The sequence below is a fragment of the Micromonospora sp. WMMD882 genome, from assembly GCF_027497255.1.
Lineage (GTDB): Bacteria > Actinomycetota > Actinomycetes > Mycobacteriales > Micromonosporaceae > Micromonospora.
This window is the reverse complement of sequence record NZ_CP114903.1, coordinates 5,414,932-5,431,127: the sequence shown is the minus strand read 5'-3', so window position 1 is coordinate 5,431,127 and position 16,196 is coordinate 5,414,932. Positions and strand designations below refer to the sequence as shown.

The following is a 16,196-nucleotide window of genomic DNA, read 5'->3' as shown; positions in this document are numbered from 1 at the left end:
GCGGTCACGGACGCTTCCGCGCTCATCGGTGCAGCCTCGGCGCGAAGCGGGACTGCCAACTCCGCAGCGCCCGCTTGATCCGGACGTTCTCCTCGACCGTGTACGCCGGCTCGCGCCGGGCGGCGGCCAGCTCACCGGCCACCCGGCGCAGGAACGCGTACACCTCCGAGGGGTCCAGCCCGTCACGTCGTACGCTGCGGAACTGCCGCTCGCGTACCTGGCCGGCGGTCAACGGCCGGTCCGCCCCCGAGCGGTACCACCCCTCGTTCGGCGACCGCCGTCGGCCGGGTCGCGCCGTGGGCCGGCGCTCGGATGGTGGTACGTGCCGGTGGTCGGGAGGCGGCATCGGCCGGCGGTCGGGGGGCGGCGCGTGCCGGTGGTCGGGTGGCCGCGCGGAGCGGTGATCGTCTCGTGGCCGGAACAGTCTGCCCAGGATGTTCATTCGCCCTCCGTCTCTTCGCCGTGGTAACCGTCGTCGACGGGTCACGGCGCGTCCCTGGCGCGTGCGCAGTGGAAGGCGGCCCGGCCAGCAGAAAGGGGATGCGGGCCGGGCCGCCGGCTTCCGTGATCGCAACCTTCGACGGCGGTACGTCCACGGAGCCCACTGGGGTTGTCCAGCCTCCAGGGCTTTGCCGAACCAACCGGAGCCGGACACCCACGACCCACCCAAAATGCTTGTGTAGGCCAACCCGGAAAGTAGCGACACCACCGCTTATTGCAGTTACTGGCGTAAGTCCGGCATGATCGAGGATGCCGGACCAACCGGAGCCTTCACCATGCCCACAGCAGAACCCCCATACCGCCTGATCGCCAACGAGCTCACCGCGAGAATCAAGAGCGGCGGGCTGAAGCCCGGCGACAAGCTCCCGTCCACGCGGGAGCTGGCCGAGGCGTACCAGGTCCACATGAACACGGCCTCGCGCGCACTCTCCCTGCTGCACGACCGGGATTTGATCACTGGCCAGTCGGGGCGCGGCACCTTCGTCGCTCAACACCCTGGGCAGTAGTCAGCTCACCTGGATCTTGGACACTTGCCGTCGATATGCGACGGCAAGTGTCCAAGATCCAGCATGTCGATCGGTCCACCCGGGAGGCGACCGGGAACAGGGCGGCTGGAGTCGTCCGACATGCCCACCGCAGAGGCCCCGTACCGCCAGATCACCAGATCACGAGATCACCGCGAAGATCGAGAGCGGCGAGTTGCGGCCGGGCGACAAGCTCCCGACCACCCGCGAGCTGGCCAACGCGTCGAGCTCGTCGGGGCCGCCCTGGCGGTCGGGCATCCGCGCGGCGTCGCGGTGGGTGAGGTCGTCGCTGGTACGGGACCTGTCGAGGAAGCGGCGCAGGGCGTTCTCCCCGGCTGTCCATCAGTACGATCTCGTGGAAATCGGCGCCCACCTCGTACGCGACTCGTTCCGCCTGCTCGATGAACCCGGGGCGGGTCAGCAGTTGCGGGACGATCACGTCGTGCCCGTTCGGCAGGTCGGCCCGGGCGGCGGCCAGCGCGACCGCGCGGGCCAGCAGTCCGGCGGGGCCGGCGTGGTCACGCCAACCGCCGATCAGGTCCCGGATCCGGTCGACGTCCAGGTCGAGCGCGAGCGGATGATCCTCGACGTACCTGCGGGCCAGCGTCGACTTGCCGCATGCGGGCGGTCCGTTCAGCACGATCAGCCGGGCACCGGCCCAGTGCAGTTACCCGCGGACCCGGTGGGGGCGCATGGACGGGGCAGCTCGACAGCGTCCGCCCACCCACACCATCCCGGCCCGACCCGGCCCGGCCACCATCACGGCCCGACCCGGCCCACCCACCATCCCGGCCCACACCGCCCCGACCCGGCCCACACCGACCCGGCCCACCCCGGCCCGGCCCGGTTCGTTCGGTTCGGGCGTGACGGTGGCGGGAACGCCGCGACGGTCAGGGAAGCCACGACGGTTGCCGGAAGTCCGCCGGGAAAGGCCGGAAGAGCGCGCTGATCCGCGTCAACGGCGGACGACGAGGAAGATGAGCAGCCCCACCAGGGCAATGACGATGAACGCGCCGAGCAGCGGCGCCGGGATGGCGCTTTCGGCAGTGCCGATGGCGAACAGGTCCAGGTGGCTCCCGTCGTCGACAGTGGACGCATGGCGTGGTCACCCGGACCGGTGGAAGACAGTCTGGCGTCACCCATCGCATCCGTCCCGACACTTCTTGTGATCATGCGCGGACCCCGCTACGTTATATCGAGATTTATCAATTAAAGGGAGGGCGGATGTCGGGTGACAGGCTCCCGAGGATGGGGTGGGTGGCGCTGGTCGCGGTCGCGTCGCTGGTGGTGACCGGTGGGCTCTGCCGCTCGGCGTCGGCCGAGGTGACACCACTGGACCACTGCACGTCGGTGGACGGCGGCGAGCTCGTCTACGACGACTTCACCAGGTACGACGCCTCCCTGTCGCACGCGGTCAACCAGTGGAACGCGCTGAGCCCGATCACCGTCCGACCCGACGACGCCTTCACGTACGCCGACGTCGACGTCTCCGACTACACGTCGACAAGCGACAGCCGGGCCGGGTGGTTCGACTGCAGCAGCGGGGCCGACGAGCTGAAGCTGAACACGCACTGGATGGACGACTACAACACCTCGCAGCGGCACGCCGTCGTCACCCACGAGCTCGGGCACGCGCTGAAGCTCGGCCACGGGCCGGAGGCCGCCGTCATGGACCCCTGCCCGGCCTGCTACAACCCGAACATGAGCAACAACCTCCAGCCCTGGGACGTCACCTCGTACCACGCCGTGTGGGGGTACTGAACATGCCTCGTCGCCTGGTCAAGGCGCTGGTCGTGGGTCTCGTCGCCGGCGCGCTGGCGGTCGGGGGGTGGGCCACGCTGGGCGGGACGTGGCGGTCCGCCGGGGCCGGTGGGATCCACGTCGTGCACTCCTCGTACGCCTTCGACGTGCACGACGACGCCAAGGTCGCCGGGTTCGCCGACTACGTCGTGGTGGGCACCGTCGAGCGCGTCGCCGAGGTGCAGGAACGGCACGGCGGCACCCCGTACACCGTCTTCGACGTGCGGGTCCGGCAGACCCTCAAGGGCCGGCCCGTACGCACGCTGCGGGTCACCCAGCTCGGCGGCACGCTCGGCGACGAGACCTGGCGGGTGGCGGGTGAGCCGCTGCTGGAGACCGGCACGACGTACGTGCTGGCCGCCCGCACCGAACGCGGACGCGGCACCCACCAACTGGTGGGCGGCGCCGACTTCCCGGTGGTGGACGAGACGGCGGTGACGGCTGGCGCCTCCCGTCCGGTCGCCGAGTGGCGGCGCAACGTCGCCGACCAGCGTTGGCCCGAGGAGCTTCCCCCCGCCCACTGAGCCGAGGCGGGGCTGGCCCGCCACCCGGGCGGCGGGTGGCGGGCCAGCGGAGAGGAAAGCCCGGTCAGCGCGAGCGGCCCGGGGAGGAACGGCAGCTCGGGCAGGAACGGCAGCTCAGGGGAGGAACGGCAGCTCAGGCAGAAACGGCCGCTCAGGCGAGGCCGGCGCGGGCGGCGACGGCGGTGTCCGGGTGGTCGGCGAAGACGCCGTCCAGGCCGAGCTGGTAGAACAGCTCGTACTCGGCGGTGATGTCGCCGCGGGCGTTCGGGTCGGCGCCGGCACGGAAGTCGGCGGGGAGGAACTGGTTCTCCGCGCGGAACGTCCAGGCGTGCACGATCAGTTTCTCCCGGTGCGCGTCCCGGACCAGGGTGGTCGGGGCGAGCAGCTTCCCGGCGGCGTCCCGGGGCACGATCAGATTCTTGTTCGCGCCGATGCCGTCGGCGTACCCGGCGATCCACCGCAGCCCGGCCGGCGTGGCCAGGTCGGCGTAGGTGCGCGGGTCACCGGCGGCGGTGAAGTCGTACGGGCGGCCGGAGGCGTCGAGGAGCTGGGCCAGCGGCACGTCGATCATGCGGTCGAGCTTGCGGAGGTTTGCCGTCTCGAAGGACTGGATGATCACCGGCGAGTTCCGCCTGGTCAGCTTGTTGGCGCGGAGCACCGCGACCAGCGGCTCCTCCAGCGGCAACCCGATCGACTGGAAGTAGGTGGGGTGCTTGGTCTCCGGGTAGACGCCGATCGTCCGGCCCCGCTTGCGGCCCTCTTCGCGGGCCAGGTCGACGACCTCCTGGAAGGTGGGCACCAGGAACTGCCCGTCGTACGCGGTGTTCGTCACCCGGACCTGCGGCAGCCGCTCCTTGGCCCGCAGGGTACGCAGCTCGGCGAGCGTGAAGTCCTCGGTGAACCAGCCGGTCACCCGCACCCCGTCGATGGTCCTGGTCGCCTGGCGGGCGGCGAACTCGGGGCGGGCCGCCACGTCGGTGGTGCCGGAGATCTCGTTCTCGTGCCGGGCGACCAGCACGCCGTCCTTCGTCGAGACCAGGTCCGGCTCGATGTAGTCGGCCCCCATCCGGATCGCCAGCCGGTACGCCTCCAGGGTGTGCTCGGGCCGGTAGCCGCTGGCCCCCCGGTGGGCGATCACGATGGGCCGGTCGCCGGCCCGGTCGCCGGCCCGGTCGCCGGCCCGGGACCGGTCCGCCCGGGCCTCGGGCGCGGCGCCGACGGCCGTGGCGGTGGGCACGGCCACCGCGACCGTGAGCAGCGCGCCGGCCACGCCGAGGGCGGAAAGGGTACGTCGCAACGCCGTCTCCTGTCGTGGAAGAGTGCCCCGTCGAGGGGGAGCACCCACAGCCAAGCGTCGATCGGCGACCGGGGACTGATCTCGGGCTGACCGGAAGGTGAACGTCCGGCAGGACGGACCGACCGCGGGCGGGATGCCGGTTTTGCCTCCCCTGATCCGATCCGGCCACGAGGATGGGCTGGTGCGCCGGTTCCTTCGTCATCCGGTACGGCTCGTGCCCCTGGGGTTCCTGACGGCGATCCTGCTCGGCACCGGCCTGCTGATGCTGCCCCAGGCCAACGCCGGGCACCGGTTCACCCCGTTCATGACCGCCCTGTTCACGGCCACCTCGGCGGTGTCGGTGACGGGGATGAGCGTGGTCGACACGTCGGACTACTGGGCTGCCCCCGGCCTGGTGATGATCACGGTGTTGACCCAGCTCGGCGGGCTGGGCATCCTCACCGGCGCCACCCTGGTCGTGCTGACGGTGTCCCGGCGGCTGGGGCTGCACAACCGGTTGCTGGTGCAGGCGGAGACCGCCGAGTTCGGCATCGGCGACGTCCGCCGGCTGCTGCTGCGGATCGGGCTGACCGTGCTGGTCTGCGAGACCGCGATCACGGTGGTCGTGGCGGCGCGGCTGCATCTCGCGTACGCCTATCCGCCCGGCCGGGCGCTCTGGTACGCGCTGTTCCACGCCGTCCAGGCGTTCAACAACAGCGGTTTCGCGCTCTACCCGGACAGCCTGGTCCGGTTCGCGTACGACGCCTGGGTCACCGTGCCGCTGGCCCTCGGCGCGATCGTCGGCGGGCTCGGTTTCCCCGCGCTGTTCGAGGCCGGCCGGGAGTGGCGACGGCCGAGCGGTTGGTCGGTCAGCACGAAGCTCACCGTGTGGGGCAGCATCGTCCTGCTGCTGGTCGGCTTCGTCGGGCTGCTGGCCGCCGAGTGGACCAACCCGCTGACGCTCGGCCCCGCGGGCTGGGCGCAGAAGGCGCTGGTCGCGTCCACCCAGGACGCGTTCCTGCGTACCGGCGGGTTCGGCACGCTCGACGTGACCCGGCTGGCGGAGGAGAGCTACCTGCTGATCATCGCGCTGATGTTCATCGGTGGGGGCAGCGCCAGTACGGCCGGCGGCATCAAGGTCGCCACGTTCTTCCTGCTCGCCTTCGTCATCTGGGCCGAGGTGCGGGGCGAGCCGGACGTCACGGTGGGCCGGCGTCGGGTGGCCGGGGCGAGCCAGCGGCAGGCGCTCACCGTGGCCCTGCTGAGCCTGGCTGTGGTCGTCGCCGGGACGGTCGGGTTGATCCTGCTGACCGAGGGCGTCCGCTACTACCAGGCGCTGTTCGAGGTGACCTCCGCGTTCAGCACCGCCGGGCTGTCGGTCGGGGTCGCCCCACGGTTGCCCGCCGCCGGTCAGCTCGCCCTGGCCGTCCTGATGTACGTCGGCCGCGTCGGCACCCTCACCCTCGGGTCGGCGATCGCGTTGAACACCCGACGCCGGCTGTACCGCTACCCGGAGGAGCAACCCGTTGTCGGCTGAGCTGCGGCCCACCGGAGTGGTGGTGATCGGACTGGGCCGGTTCGGCACCTACCTGGCCGCCACGCTGGGCAGGCTGGGTCACGAGGTGCTGGCCGTCGACCGCGATCCGGCCGTCGTGCAGAAGTGGTCCGCCCACCTGGACCGGGTGGTGCAGGCGGACTCCACCGAGGAGGAAGCGCTGCGCCAGCTCGCGGTGGGCGACTACCGGCGGGCGGTGGTGTGCATCGGCGCGTCGGTCGAGGCGAGCGTGCTGACCGTCCTCGCGTTGGCCGAGATCGGCGGGCCGGAGATCTGGGCCCGGGCCACCTCCGGCAAGCACGCCCGGATCCTCTCCTCGGTCGGGGCCCGGCACGTGGTCTTCCCGGAGGCGGAGACCGGGGAGCGGGTCGCGCACCTGATCGTCAGCAAGATGCTCGACTACATCGAGATCGACGTGGACTTCGCCATCGCGAAGGTGCGGGTGCCGCCGCCCCTGGTCGGCCGGACCCTGCGGGAGGCGGCGCTCACCGAGCGGTACGGGGTGATGGTCGTCGGCGCGAAGGAGCCCGGGGAGCGGTTCCGCTACGCGGGGCCGGACACCGTGCTCGCCGAGGGTTGCCTGCTCATCGTGGAGGGCGCCATCGACCAGGTGCAGCGCTTCGCCGCGCTCACCTGAGGCCAGGTCAGCCGAGCGCCGCCACCCCGTCAGTCATCGTCGTCACCGTCGTCATCGTCATCGTCATCGTCATCGTCATCGTCGTCGTCCCGGTCCTGGTCCGGGCTTGCCGCTTTTTTTGTGTCCTCACCCTTGCCCTTCGGCTTCGGCTTGGGCTTGGGTTTGGCCTTCGGCTCGGGGCCGGGTCTGGGCTTGGCCACCGCAGCGCCGCCGGACGAGCCGGCCGTGACGTCACCCGCCCCTCCGGTGGCGGCGGACCTCCCGCCCGTGGTGGCGGTGGGGGTGACGGCGGTGGGCGACGGCGCGCTGCCGGCGACCCCGGAGACCCGCACGTCGCAGGCCCGGTCGCCGACCTGGAACCGCACCGGCAGCGGGTTCGCGCCGACGTACCGGCCGGTCAGCGCGATACGCGTGGTGGCGGCCGGGGCGAGGGACGCGGCGTCGGCGGCCGGGGCCAGCTCGACCGTCCGTCCCTGCTGGCGTGCCTCGACCGGCTTCGCGCCGGTCACCGTCTGCTCGCCGGGCAGGTCGAACCGCAGCGTCCAGTCCCGCAACTCGACCGGACCGGTGTTGGCCAGCGTCAGGTCTGCCGCGAAGGTCTTACCGTCGTCGCTGCCCAGCGTGTAGGAGACCAGGCAGGGGGCGGGCGCGGTCAGCGCCATCCGGGTCGCGTCCGGGTCGGTCTGGTCGCCGCTGGCGGGGGCTTGACCGCTCATCCCCCACGCCACGCCGGTCACCGTCAACAGCCCGACGGCCACCGCCGCCGCCTGCAGGCTCCGCCGCCGGCCCGCCGCCGGGCGGGCCCGACGCACCGACGACGGCAGCGCGTCGGTCTCCGCCGACCAGGGCAGGATCGTGGTCTCGGCGCTGGCCAGCGGGCCCGGGTCGGCGGTCGGTGACACCGGTACGGCAGCCGGCACGCCCGCCGCCCCGGCGAGGGCACGGGCCAGCTCGGCGCTGGTCGGGCGCTGGTCGGGGCGCTTGGCCAGACACCGGCGCACCAGGTCGCGTACCTGCTCGGGCAGGCCGGGCACCGGGGGCATCGGCGCCGGTTCGGTGTAGAGGTGGGCGCGGAGCATCTGGGTGGTGGTGCTCGCCGCCCAGGGCAGCCGGCCGGTGAGCATCCGGTAGAGGAGCAGCCCGACCGCGTACACGTCGGTGGCCGGGGAGACCTGGCCGTCGTCGAGCCGTTCCGGGGCCAGGTAGGCCGGGGTGCCGAGCAGCGCGCCGTCCGGGCCCTTCTCGCTCTCGCCGGTCAGCGCGGAGATGCCGAAGTCGACGACCTTCACCCCGGTCGGGGTGAGCATGACGTTGCCCGGGGTGACGTCCCGGTGCACCACGCCGCGGGCGTGCGCGGCGGCCAGCGCGGACGTCGTCTCGGCGGCGATGGTGAGCGCCTCCGGCCAGGGCAGTTGCCGGTCCCGGCCGAGCCGGACGGTCAACGGCTCGCCGTCGACCAGCTCCATCACCACGTACGGCACGGTCAGCCCGACCTGCTGGGACTCGCCGTAGTCGTAGACGTTGGTGATGTGCGGGTGGACCAGCCGGGCGGCGGCCTGCGCCTCGGTGCGGATCCGGTGCCGGAACGCCCGGTCACTGGCCAGCCGCGAGGCGAGCACCTTCACCGCCACCTGCCGGCCGAGCACCTCGTCGTAGCCGCGCCACACCACGGACATGCCGCCCGCGCCGAGCTGCTCGATCAACCGGTACCGCTCGCCGAGCAGTTGCGCCCCGGTCCTGCCCCCTCGACCCCCTCGACCCATGGGCATCTTTCTTGCCCAGCGGCAGGGAACCTACACCCGGACCGTCGGAATCGGTCATCCCGACCTCTGCGCGCCGCCCCGTTTCCAGGATGTGGCGGAGCCCTCGAACGGGGACACCGCCGCATCACCGATCTGGGGTGGCCGGCTCGCCCCGGAGGCGGGAGCCGGGCCGGCGGAGGCCGGGCGGTTCAGGCGGTGGCGAGGAGTTGGTCGACCGGGGCGTAGTCGTCGGTCAGCACCAGGGCGTCACCGACGAACGCGGTCAGGTCGGCGCCGGAGAGCACCCGGGTCGGCTCGGCCAGCGCGCCCAGCCGGGGGGCGATCGCGGTCAGCGGCAGCGGCGCGTCCGAGGCCATGATCAGGAAGTTCGCGCCGTACTCGCCGGCGAGCGCGGCCGGCGGAGCGACCAGCGCGACATGCCGGAACTCGGCGGCGACGGTCGCCACCTCGGCCCGGACGAACCGCAGCGGCGGGTAGTCGATGACGTTCTGCACGTAGACGCCGCCCGGTCGGAGCACCCGGTGGATCTCGGCGGCCATCTCCCGGGTGGCCAGGTGCCAGGGCACCACCAGATGTCCGAAGGCGTCTCCCACCACCAGGTCCCGACTGGCGGCCGGTTCCTCCGCGACCAGCATCCGGGCGTCCCCCACCTCGGCGCGCAGCTCCGGCCCGGTACGCAGGCCCAGCTCCGCGCGGCCCAGGTCGACCAGCCCGCCGTCGATCTCGAAGACCAGGTTGTCGGTGTCCGGGCGGGTGGCCGCCAGGTACCGGGGCATGGTGAAACCGCCCCCACCCAGGTGCAGGGCGTCCAGCCGCTGCCCCGCCGGGGCCACCACGTCGGCCGCCGCCCCGATCCACTGGGTGTACGCGAACTCCAGGTACGTCGGGTCGGCCAGGTCGACGTACGAGTGCTGGGCGGAGTTGAGCAGCAGCATCCGACCGGTCGGCCGGTCGGCGTCCACCCGCACCGACGCGCAGTGGTACGCGGTCTCCACGTCGCACGGGTCGGGGGCGACGGCGGCGAGGCTCGCCCCGGCCAGCCCGAGCACCGCCACGGCGGCCTTGACCCGGGCCGGGCCGGGCACCCCGGTCCGGTCCTGCCACCGCAGGTGCAGGCCGAGCGCGAGCCCGGTCAACCCGAGCGCCACCGCCAACCCGACCATGATCACCGAGCTGGGCAGGGTCGCCACCAGCACGAAACCGGTGGCCAGGGTCGCGGTGATGCCGCCGAGGGTGCCGACGCTGGAGAGCTTCCCGACCACCTGACCGGTGCGCCGCAGGTCGGCCAACTGGAGCTTCACCACCAGCGGGCTGATCGCCGACAGCAGCGCCGCCGGCACGAACACTGCCGCCGCGACCAACAGGATGATCCCGCTGGCCGCGTCGCCGCGCAGCACCTCACCGGCGTACCGGACCACCGGCAGGGTGATCGCGGTGGCGATGCCGGCCAGCACCAGCGCCGGGGCGAGCATCGGTCGCGGGTCCCGGCGGTCGGCCAGCCAGCCGCCGGTCCACGTGCCGTACGCGATGGCGGCCAACGCGATGCCGATCACCGAACTGGTCACCTGGAGCGTCACACCCACGTACGGGCCGACCAGGCGCAGGGCGACCGTCTCCAGCACCAGCACCGCGCCGCTGGAGAAGAAGACCAGGAACGCGGCCAGACCGTTGGACAGCGCCCGGACCGGGGCGACCGGCGTCGCCGGGGCGGCGGCGTCGACCTCGACGGGGGACTCTGGGGAGCTCACCGCTGCGATGGTACGCAGCGTTCCTGGTAGCCGTGGTCAGTACATGGAGAGATGAACGTGGTTCGTGTGGTCGGCGGCGGGGCTGCCGCTGCCGCCGTACGCCTGCCACCCGGTGCCGGGATGCCAGATCTGCCGGTACCAGATCACGTAGAGCACGCCCAACCGGCTGGCGTTGCGGACGCACCAGGCGGCCAGCCGGTCGCCGTAGCTCTTGTCGCCGCCGGTGGCCGTCCTGTCCTCGAAGCCGCCGGTGGCGGCGGAGAAGTCACAGGCCCGGCCCTTCGGGTGCTCGCCGGAGCCGCCGCTGCGGAAACAGGAGACGTGCCGCTGGTAGCCGGCCGCCTGGGCCTGCTTGAGGGCGTTCAACGTGCGCGGGGTGATGCAGCCCGAGGTGGTCGGGTCGTTCACCGAGCAGGACTCCTTCGGCCAGGAGCCGTCCGGGTTGCGCGGCGCGGGCCGCGCCGAGGCGGAGCCACCGCTGCCGAAGCCGCCGCTCGGGCCGGAGCTGACCGCGGCGAGCGCCTTCTCCGCGTCCCGCTTCTTCTTGGCCATCTGGTTGACCTGCTTGAGCTGCTCGCGGACCTCGGCGTCGATGGCGAGCTTCGCCAGGTTGGCGCGGTCCCGCTCCTCGGCGAGGGTGCGCAGCCGCTTGCCGTCCCGCTGGGCCAGCACGTCCAGCTCGGCGGCCCGCTGGAGGAGCTGCTCCGGGCCGGTGCTCTGCAACAGCAACCCGGTCGCGTTGAGTCGACCCAGCTTGTACGACTGGACGGCCACCTCGCCGACCTGGGCGCTCAGCCCGACCAGCCGGGACTCGATGCGCTTCAGCTCGGCGGTCAGCGCGGCCTGCCGCTTCTTGGAGTTGTCCAGCTTGGCCTTGGCTTCGATGTGCCCCTTGGCGCTGGCCTCCAGGGCGTCCCGCAGCGCCTTGGTGCCGCCCTCGTCGGGCTCGGCGTGGGCCGGAGCGGGCGCGACGACCAGCAGCGCCGCCACGGCCAGCGCCGCCACCAACCGCCGGGACACCCGGGCCACGCCGCCCGCCGCGACCGGCCGGCGGGGGGCGACGGCCCGTGCCGCGCCCAGCCAGCGGCGGGCGGACGCGGTGACGCGCGACGCGACCGGCCGCCGGGGGACGCGACACCGGGGAACAGCCGTCCTGCGCACGAAAGCCGATTCCTCTCGTCAGCCGCGGTCCTCGCGGATCGACGACAGCCGTGGCCCGTCCGCACGGGGCGACGACACGCTCCGGCGTGGACCGCCGGTCACAATACCGGACCGCGGGGCCGGGACGGAGCCGCCGAGCGCCCGGGTCGGAAAAGCTCTACCCGGCGTGACCGTCGAGCAACGCGGCGTGCACCTGCGTCCAGATCCGCTCGTTGGCGGCGACCAGCAGGCCCCGCTCGTCGTCCGCCGGGTCGTACTCGCCGCCGTCGAACCGGCGCGCCACCCCGCCGGCCTCCCGGACCAGCAACGCCCCCGGGAGGTGGTCCCAGGGCAGGGTGCGCCAGAACAGGACGAACTGCTGCGCGCCGGAGAGCACGTCGAGGTACTCCCGGCCGGCGCAGTGCTGCCCGGGAAGCAGCTCGCCGATCCGCCGGCCCCCGTCGGTCACCCGGTCCCGGGCGTCCGGCGGCAGGTAGTGGCTCATCGCCGCGCCGCGCAGGTCAGCCAGGGGCCGGACGACGTCGGCCAACCCGACCGGCCGACCGCCCAGGCAGGCGCCGACGCCGGCCCGGGCCACCGCGAGGTCGCCGGCCAGCGGGTCGAGGATCCAGCCCCCGGCCTGCCGGCCGTCGGTCAGCAGGGCCACCATCAGGGCGAACGGCCGCTGCCCGGCGGCGAAGTTGGCGGTGCCGTCGATCGGGTCGACCACCCAGACGTCCCCGTCGCCGGCCCGTACGTGGTCGAGCAGGTCGGGGTCGGCGGCGACCGCCTCCTCGCCGACCACCACCGAGCCGGGACGCAGCCGCAGCAGCCCCTCGGTGATCATCTCCTCGGCGCGCTGGTCGGCGACGGTGACCACCTCGCCCGGGGCCTTCTCGGTGACCTCGTGCTCCTCCAGCCGACAGAACATCGGCACGACGATCTCGTCGGCGACGCTGCGGAGCAGGGCGCCGACCTCGTCGGAGAGGGTGTCGTCAGCCACGCGGCGGCAACTTGACCACGCTGACGAAGAACTCGTCGATCTGCCGGACCACCGAGATGAACCGCTCGAAGTCGACAGGTTTCGTCACGTACGCGTTGGCGTGCAACTGGTAGCTGCGGAGGATGTCCTCGTCGGCCTGGGACGTGGTGAGCACGACCACCGGGATCCGGCAGAGCCGCTCGTCCTTCTTGATCTCCTCCAGCACCTCCCGGCCGTCCCGTCGGGGCAGGTTGAGGTCGAGCAGGATCAGGTCCGGGGTCACCGAGTCGGCGTACTGGCCCTCGTGCCGCAGGTAGGCGAGCGCCTCGGTCCCGTCGCTGACCACGGTCAGCCGGTTGCGGAGCTTGTGCTCCTCGAACGCCTCCTGGGTCATCAACACGTCACCCGGATCGTCCTCGACCAGGAGGACCTCGATCGGGCTCTTGCCGTCCGCCGGAGCGGTCATGTAACTGTCTCCTTCGTGCCACCCGGTCGTCGGGGCTCCGGCGGGCCCGGGCGCTGACCGTCAGCGTCCGGGACGGTCGACGCGTCCGGTCCGGTTTTGTCGTTGTCGTCGGCGCCCGCGGCCACCGTCCCGTTCTCCCGCCGGTCGGCGGCGGTCCCGCCGCCTTCCGCCTCGACCGGCGGCGCCGACTGGTCGGCCTCAGCGCCGGCCTCCCCGGCGCGGGCGGCGTCCGCCCCGTCGGCGTCGGCGCGGGCGGCCTCGACGTCCGCCGGGAGGGCCGGCAGGGTGAACCGGATCGCGGTGCCCTCCGGCAGGTCGGTGTCCACCCAGACCCGCCCGCCGTGGTACTCGACGATCTTCTTGACGATCGCCAGGCCGATGCCGGTGCCCGGGTAGGCGTCCTTGGAGTGCAGCCGCTGGAAGATGACGAAGATCTTGTCGGCGAACTCGGGCTCGATGCCGATGCCGTTGTCCTGGCAGGTGATCTCCCACTCGCCGTCGACCAGCCGGGCGGAGACGTGCACCTTCGGCGGCACGTCCGGGCGACGGAACTTCACCGAGTTGCTGACCAGGTTGACCAGCAGGTTGGTCAGCAGGGGCTCCTCGCCCCGGATGGTCGGCAGCGACGACCAGGTCAGCTCGGCGTCGGCGTACTGCCGGGCGGCCTCGGTCTGGCCGGCCACCTCGCCCATCACCCGGCCCAGGTCCACCTCGGTGAAGCCGGTGGTGAGCCGGCCGATCCGGGAGAACGCCAGCAGGTCGTTGATCAGGCGCTGCATCCGCTGCGCGCCGTCCACCGCGAAGGCGATGTACTGGTCGGCGCGCTCGTCGAGCTGCCCGGCGTAACGCCGTTGCAGGAGCTGACAGAAGCTCGCCACCTTGCGCAGCGGCTCCTGGAGGTCGTGTGAGGCCACGTAGGCGAACTGCTCCAGGTCACGGTTGGAGCGGACCAGCTCCTCGGCCTGCTTCTGGAGCTGACTGTTGACCCACTCGATGCGTTCGCGGGCCTGCCGTACCTCGTCCAGGTCCTTCGCGATCTTGCGGCGCATCGCGTCCACGTCGTCGGCGAGCTGGCGGAACTCCGGCGGCCCGGAACCCTCGATGCCGTGCTGGTAGTCGCCCCCGGCGACCTGGCGGACCTGACCGGCCAGGCCGGTCACCGGCCGGATCACCATCCGCTCCAGCGAGACCAGCAGCAGCAGACCGGCGACCGTCACCACCGCCGCCGCCACGATCAGCAGGATGACCAGCAGGTCGCCGGTCCGTTCCACGTGCCGCACGGTGGCCTGCCGGACGGTGAGGATCTCGGCCTCGACCTGCGCCATGGTGGCCCGGATCTGGTCGAACTGGGCCCGGGTCTGGTCGGTGATCAGCGCCTGACCGGCGGCCGTGCCGTTCTGTTCGACAGCGGCGATCACCGGCGCCGCGACCGACCGTCGCCACTGCTCCGCCTGTGCCTGGACCCGGTCCAGGTCGTCGTCGATCCCCACGTAGCCGGCGGCGAGTCGACGCATCGACGCCAGCCGCTCCTGCTCCTGCCGCACCCCGCCGTCGTACGGGGCCAGGTCGGCCCGGTCGGCGCTGACCGCGTACCCCCGGACGGCGGTCTCCTGGTCGAGCAGCGCGTTGAGCAGCTCCTGGCTCTGCACCCGCAACGGGCCGGCCTTGGACAGCAGGGCGTTGGTGTGGGAACGGTTCTGCGTCGCCACGACCGCCTCGGCGGCGGCCAGCGCCACCAGCAGCAACCCGACCACGGCCAGCAGGCCCACCACCCGCTGCCGCAACGTCCAACCCCGCGCGGTGGGCGTCACCGGCCACCGCCCCGGGTGACCAGGAGCATCGCCACGTCGTCGGCGAGCGGGCCGCCGTTGATCTGCTCGGCCCGGCCGACCAGCCAGGCGGGCAGCTCGGCCAGCGGCACCGCCCGCGCGGCCGGCTCGGCGACCAGCTCGCTGAGCCCCGGCACGTCGAGTCGCTCCTCGCTGCCCCCGACGCGCCCCTCGATCAGCCCGTCGGTGTACATCAGCAGGGACCAGTCATCGGTGGAGAACTCCAGGTCGTAGGCGATGGGCCGACGGGGTCGTACGCCGAGGAGCAGCCCACCGGGCGCGGGCACCGGCGCGACCTTACCCCCGGCGATCAGCAGCGGTGGCGGATGACCCGCCAGACGTACGGTGGCCCGGTTGGCGGCCAGGTCGAGCCGGGTGGTGGCCACCGTCGCGAAGATCTCCTGGAGCCGGCGTTCGCTCATCAGCACCTGCTCCAGGGCGGGCAACACCTCGTCGTCGGGCACCCCGGCGAGGATCAGCGCCCGCCAGGCCACCCGCAGCTCCACGCCGAGCGCCGCCTCGTCCACCCCGTGCCCGCAGACGTCCCCGACGATCAGGTCGACCCGGTCGGGCCGGGTCTGCACCACGTCGTAGAAGTCCCCGCCGATCAGCGCGGCGTGCCGGCCCGGCCGGTAGAACGTGTGCACGGCGACCTCGTCGGTCTCCATCAGCGGCTGCGGCAGCAGACCGCGTTCGAGGCGGGCCGACTCGGCCTGGCGCAGCTCCACCTCGCGCAGCCGGCGGGCGTTCTCGTCGGCCCGTTTCCGTTCCACCGCGTAGCGCAGGGCCCGGGTCAGCAGGATGCCGTCGACCTGCCCCTTGACCAGGTAGTCCTGGGCGCCCTCGGCGACCGCGACGATGCCCAGGTGCTCGTCGGAGCGGCCGGTGAGCACGCAGACCGCGGCCCCGCTGGCCATGTCGAGCACCTGCCGCAGACCGTCCAGGCCCTGCGCGTCGGGCAGACCGAGATCCAGCAGTACGCAGTCGACGCCGGCCACCCGCTGCCGCGCCTCGCTGAGGCTTGTCGCGACCAGCAGGTCGATCATCGAGTTCGTCTCGGCGAGCAGCTCGCCGACGAGGAACGCGTCGCCCTCGTCGTCCTCGACCAGCAGGACCCGCAGCCGTTCCCCCGGGGGCAGGGTCGGGTGCCGCCCGAGACCGCCGTGCGGGTACGCCAGCGGCGCGACGGTGGAACCGGTCGACCCGGCTCCCGGCACGGGCCGGGTCACCGCCGCGAGGCGCGGAAGATCACTACTGATGTCGGGCTCCTTCCGAGTGCCCTGCTGATCCTGTATTAGACAACGGTCGCACACAACACGACGGCCACGGCACGGACGGGAATGGGGTCCGTCACTGCGCATCGCTTGACATTCCGGACAGGCAGCGGAAGGGATCCTTCCCGCCACCTGGCGCGGCGGAGGGACCCTTCCTAACATCTCACCTCACCCCCC

The 16,196-nt window shown here is 72.7% G+C and carries 15 protein-coding genes; 5 read left to right on the top strand and 10 right to left on the bottom strand.

Annotated features, from left to right (window positions below):
• Nucleotides 1–22: 22 nt before the first annotated feature.
• Nucleotides 23–232 carry a DivIVA domain-containing protein gene (locus tag O7606_RS23335; protein WP_281596155.1) on the bottom strand — a complete coding sequence of 70 codons (210 nt, stop codon included), beginning with the start codon at nt 230–232 and terminating at the stop codon, nt 23–25.
• Between the two features lie 544 nt (nt 233–776).
• On the opposite strand from O7606_RS23335, the gene O7606_RS23330 reads away from it, so the two are divergent.
• Complete coding sequence (locus O7606_RS23330) at nt 777–1,007, top strand: winged helix-turn-helix domain-containing protein (protein WP_281599831.1); 231 nt, start codon at nt 777–779, stop codon at nt 1,005–1,007.
• A gap of 151 nt (nt 1,008–1,158) precedes the next feature.
• On the opposite strand, the gene O7606_RS23325 is transcribed toward O7606_RS23330, so the two are convergent.
• Entirely contained in the window at nt 1,159–1,665 is a 507-nt protein-coding gene (locus O7606_RS23325) for an AAA family ATPase (RefSeq protein WP_281596154.1), read from the bottom strand.
• Between the two features lie 584 nt (nt 1,666–2,249).
• On the opposite strand from O7606_RS23325, the gene O7606_RS23320 reads away from it, so the two are divergent.
• Together O7606_RS23320 and O7606_RS23315 are read left to right on the top strand one after the other, a co-directional pair.
• Nucleotides 2,250–2,786 (top strand): hypothetical protein, encoded by a 537-nt coding sequence (locus tag O7606_RS23320; protein ID WP_281596153.1) that lies wholly within the window; start codon nt 2,250–2,252, stop codon nt 2,784–2,786.
• Nucleotides 2,787–2,788: 2 nt separating this feature from the next.
• Nucleotides 2,789–3,349 (top strand): hypothetical protein, encoded by a 561-nt coding sequence (locus O7606_RS23315; protein ID WP_281596152.1) that lies wholly within the window; start codon nt 2,789–2,791, stop codon nt 3,347–3,349.
• A 151-nt stretch (nt 3,350–3,500) separates the two neighbouring features.
• Here O7606_RS23315 and O7606_RS23310 read toward each other — a convergent pair whose 3' ends face one another.
• On the bottom strand, nt 3,501–4,646 hold the full coding sequence (locus O7606_RS23310; RefSeq protein WP_281596151.1) for a glycerophosphodiester phosphodiesterase: 1,146 nt from the start codon (nt 4,644–4,646) through the stop codon (nt 3,501–3,503).
• Between the two features lie 181 nt (nt 4,647–4,827).
• On the opposite strand from O7606_RS23310, the gene O7606_RS23305 reads away from it, so the two are divergent.
• Both O7606_RS23305 and O7606_RS23300 read left to right on the top strand, forming a co-directional pair.
• Nucleotides 4,828–6,162, top strand: a complete 1,335-nt coding sequence (locus O7606_RS23305) for a potassium transporter TrkG (protein ID WP_281596150.1) — start codon at nt 4,828–4,830, stop codon at nt 6,160–6,162.
• Nucleotides 6,152–6,817: a TrkA family potassium uptake protein gene (locus O7606_RS23300; protein ID WP_281596149.1), complete on the top strand. Its 666-nt coding sequence runs from the start codon at nt 6,152–6,154 to the stop codon at nt 6,815–6,817. The genes O7606_RS23305 and O7606_RS23300 overlap by 11 nt, the downstream gene beginning before the upstream one ends.
• Before the next feature lie 29 nt (nt 6,818–6,846).
• On the opposite strand, the gene O7606_RS23295 is transcribed toward O7606_RS23300, so the two are convergent.
• The 7 genes from O7606_RS23295 to O7606_RS23265 all read right to left on the bottom strand — a co-directional run bounded on the left by O7606_RS23295 (nt 6,847) and on the right by O7606_RS23265 (nt 15,974).
• Nucleotides 6,847–8,580 carry a serine/threonine-protein kinase gene (locus O7606_RS23295; protein ID WP_281596148.1) on the bottom strand — a complete coding sequence of 578 codons (1,734 nt, stop codon included), beginning with the start codon at nt 8,578–8,580 and terminating at the stop codon, nt 6,847–6,849.
• 188 nt (nt 8,581–8,768) lie between these two features.
• Nucleotides 8,769–10,256, bottom strand: coding sequence for a fused MFS/spermidine synthase (locus tag O7606_RS23290; protein WP_281599830.1), 1,488 nt, complete (start codon nt 10,254–10,256; stop codon nt 8,769–8,771).
• 108 nt (nt 10,257–10,364) lie between these two features.
• Entirely contained in the window at nt 10,365–11,336 is a 972-nt protein-coding gene (locus O7606_RS23285) for a hypothetical protein (protein WP_281599829.1), read from the bottom strand.
• Nucleotides 11,337–11,646: 310 nt separating this feature from the next.
• Nucleotides 11,647–12,471: an inositol monophosphatase family protein gene (locus O7606_RS23280; RefSeq protein WP_281596147.1), complete on the bottom strand. Its 825-nt coding sequence runs from the start codon at nt 12,469–12,471 to the stop codon at nt 11,647–11,649.
• Complete coding sequence (locus tag O7606_RS23275) at nt 12,464–12,916, bottom strand: response regulator (protein ID WP_281596146.1); 453 nt, start codon at nt 12,914–12,916, stop codon at nt 12,464–12,466. Before O7606_RS23275 ends, O7606_RS23280 begins: the two co-directional genes overlap by 8 nt.
• Complete coding sequence (locus tag O7606_RS23270) at nt 12,913–14,727, bottom strand: sensor histidine kinase (protein WP_281596145.1); 1,815 nt, start codon at nt 14,725–14,727, stop codon at nt 12,913–12,915. Before O7606_RS23270 ends, O7606_RS23275 begins: the two co-directional genes overlap by 4 nt.
• Complete coding sequence (locus O7606_RS23265) at nt 14,724–15,974, bottom strand: fused response regulator/phosphatase (protein WP_281596144.1); 1,251 nt, start codon at nt 15,972–15,974, stop codon at nt 14,724–14,726. Before O7606_RS23265 ends, O7606_RS23270 begins: the two co-directional genes overlap by 4 nt.
• Nucleotides 15,975–16,196: the final 222 nt, after the last annotated feature.

What these genes read in the sequence shown, in the direction of transcription:
- O7606_RS23330 (WP_281599831.1), top strand. Translation starts at nt 777, where the DNA reads ATGCCCACAGCAGAACCCCCATACCGCCTGATCGCCAACGAGCTCACC.
- O7606_RS23320 (WP_281596153.1), top strand. Translation starts at nt 2,250, where the DNA reads ATGTCGGGTGACAGGCTCCCGAGGATGGGGTGGGTGGCGCTGGTCGCG.
- O7606_RS23315 (WP_281596152.1), top strand. Translation starts at nt 2,789, where the DNA reads ATGCCTCGTCGCCTGGTCAAGGCGCTGGTCGTGGGTCTCGTCGCCGGC.
- O7606_RS23295 (WP_281596148.1), bottom strand. Translation starts at nt 8,580, where the DNA reads ATGGGTCGAGGGGGTCGAGGGGGCAGGACCGGGGCGCAACTGCTCGGC.
- O7606_RS23275 (WP_281596146.1), bottom strand. Translation starts at nt 12,916, where the DNA reads ATGACCGCTCCGGCGGACGGCAAGAGCCCGATCGAGGTCCTCCTGGTC.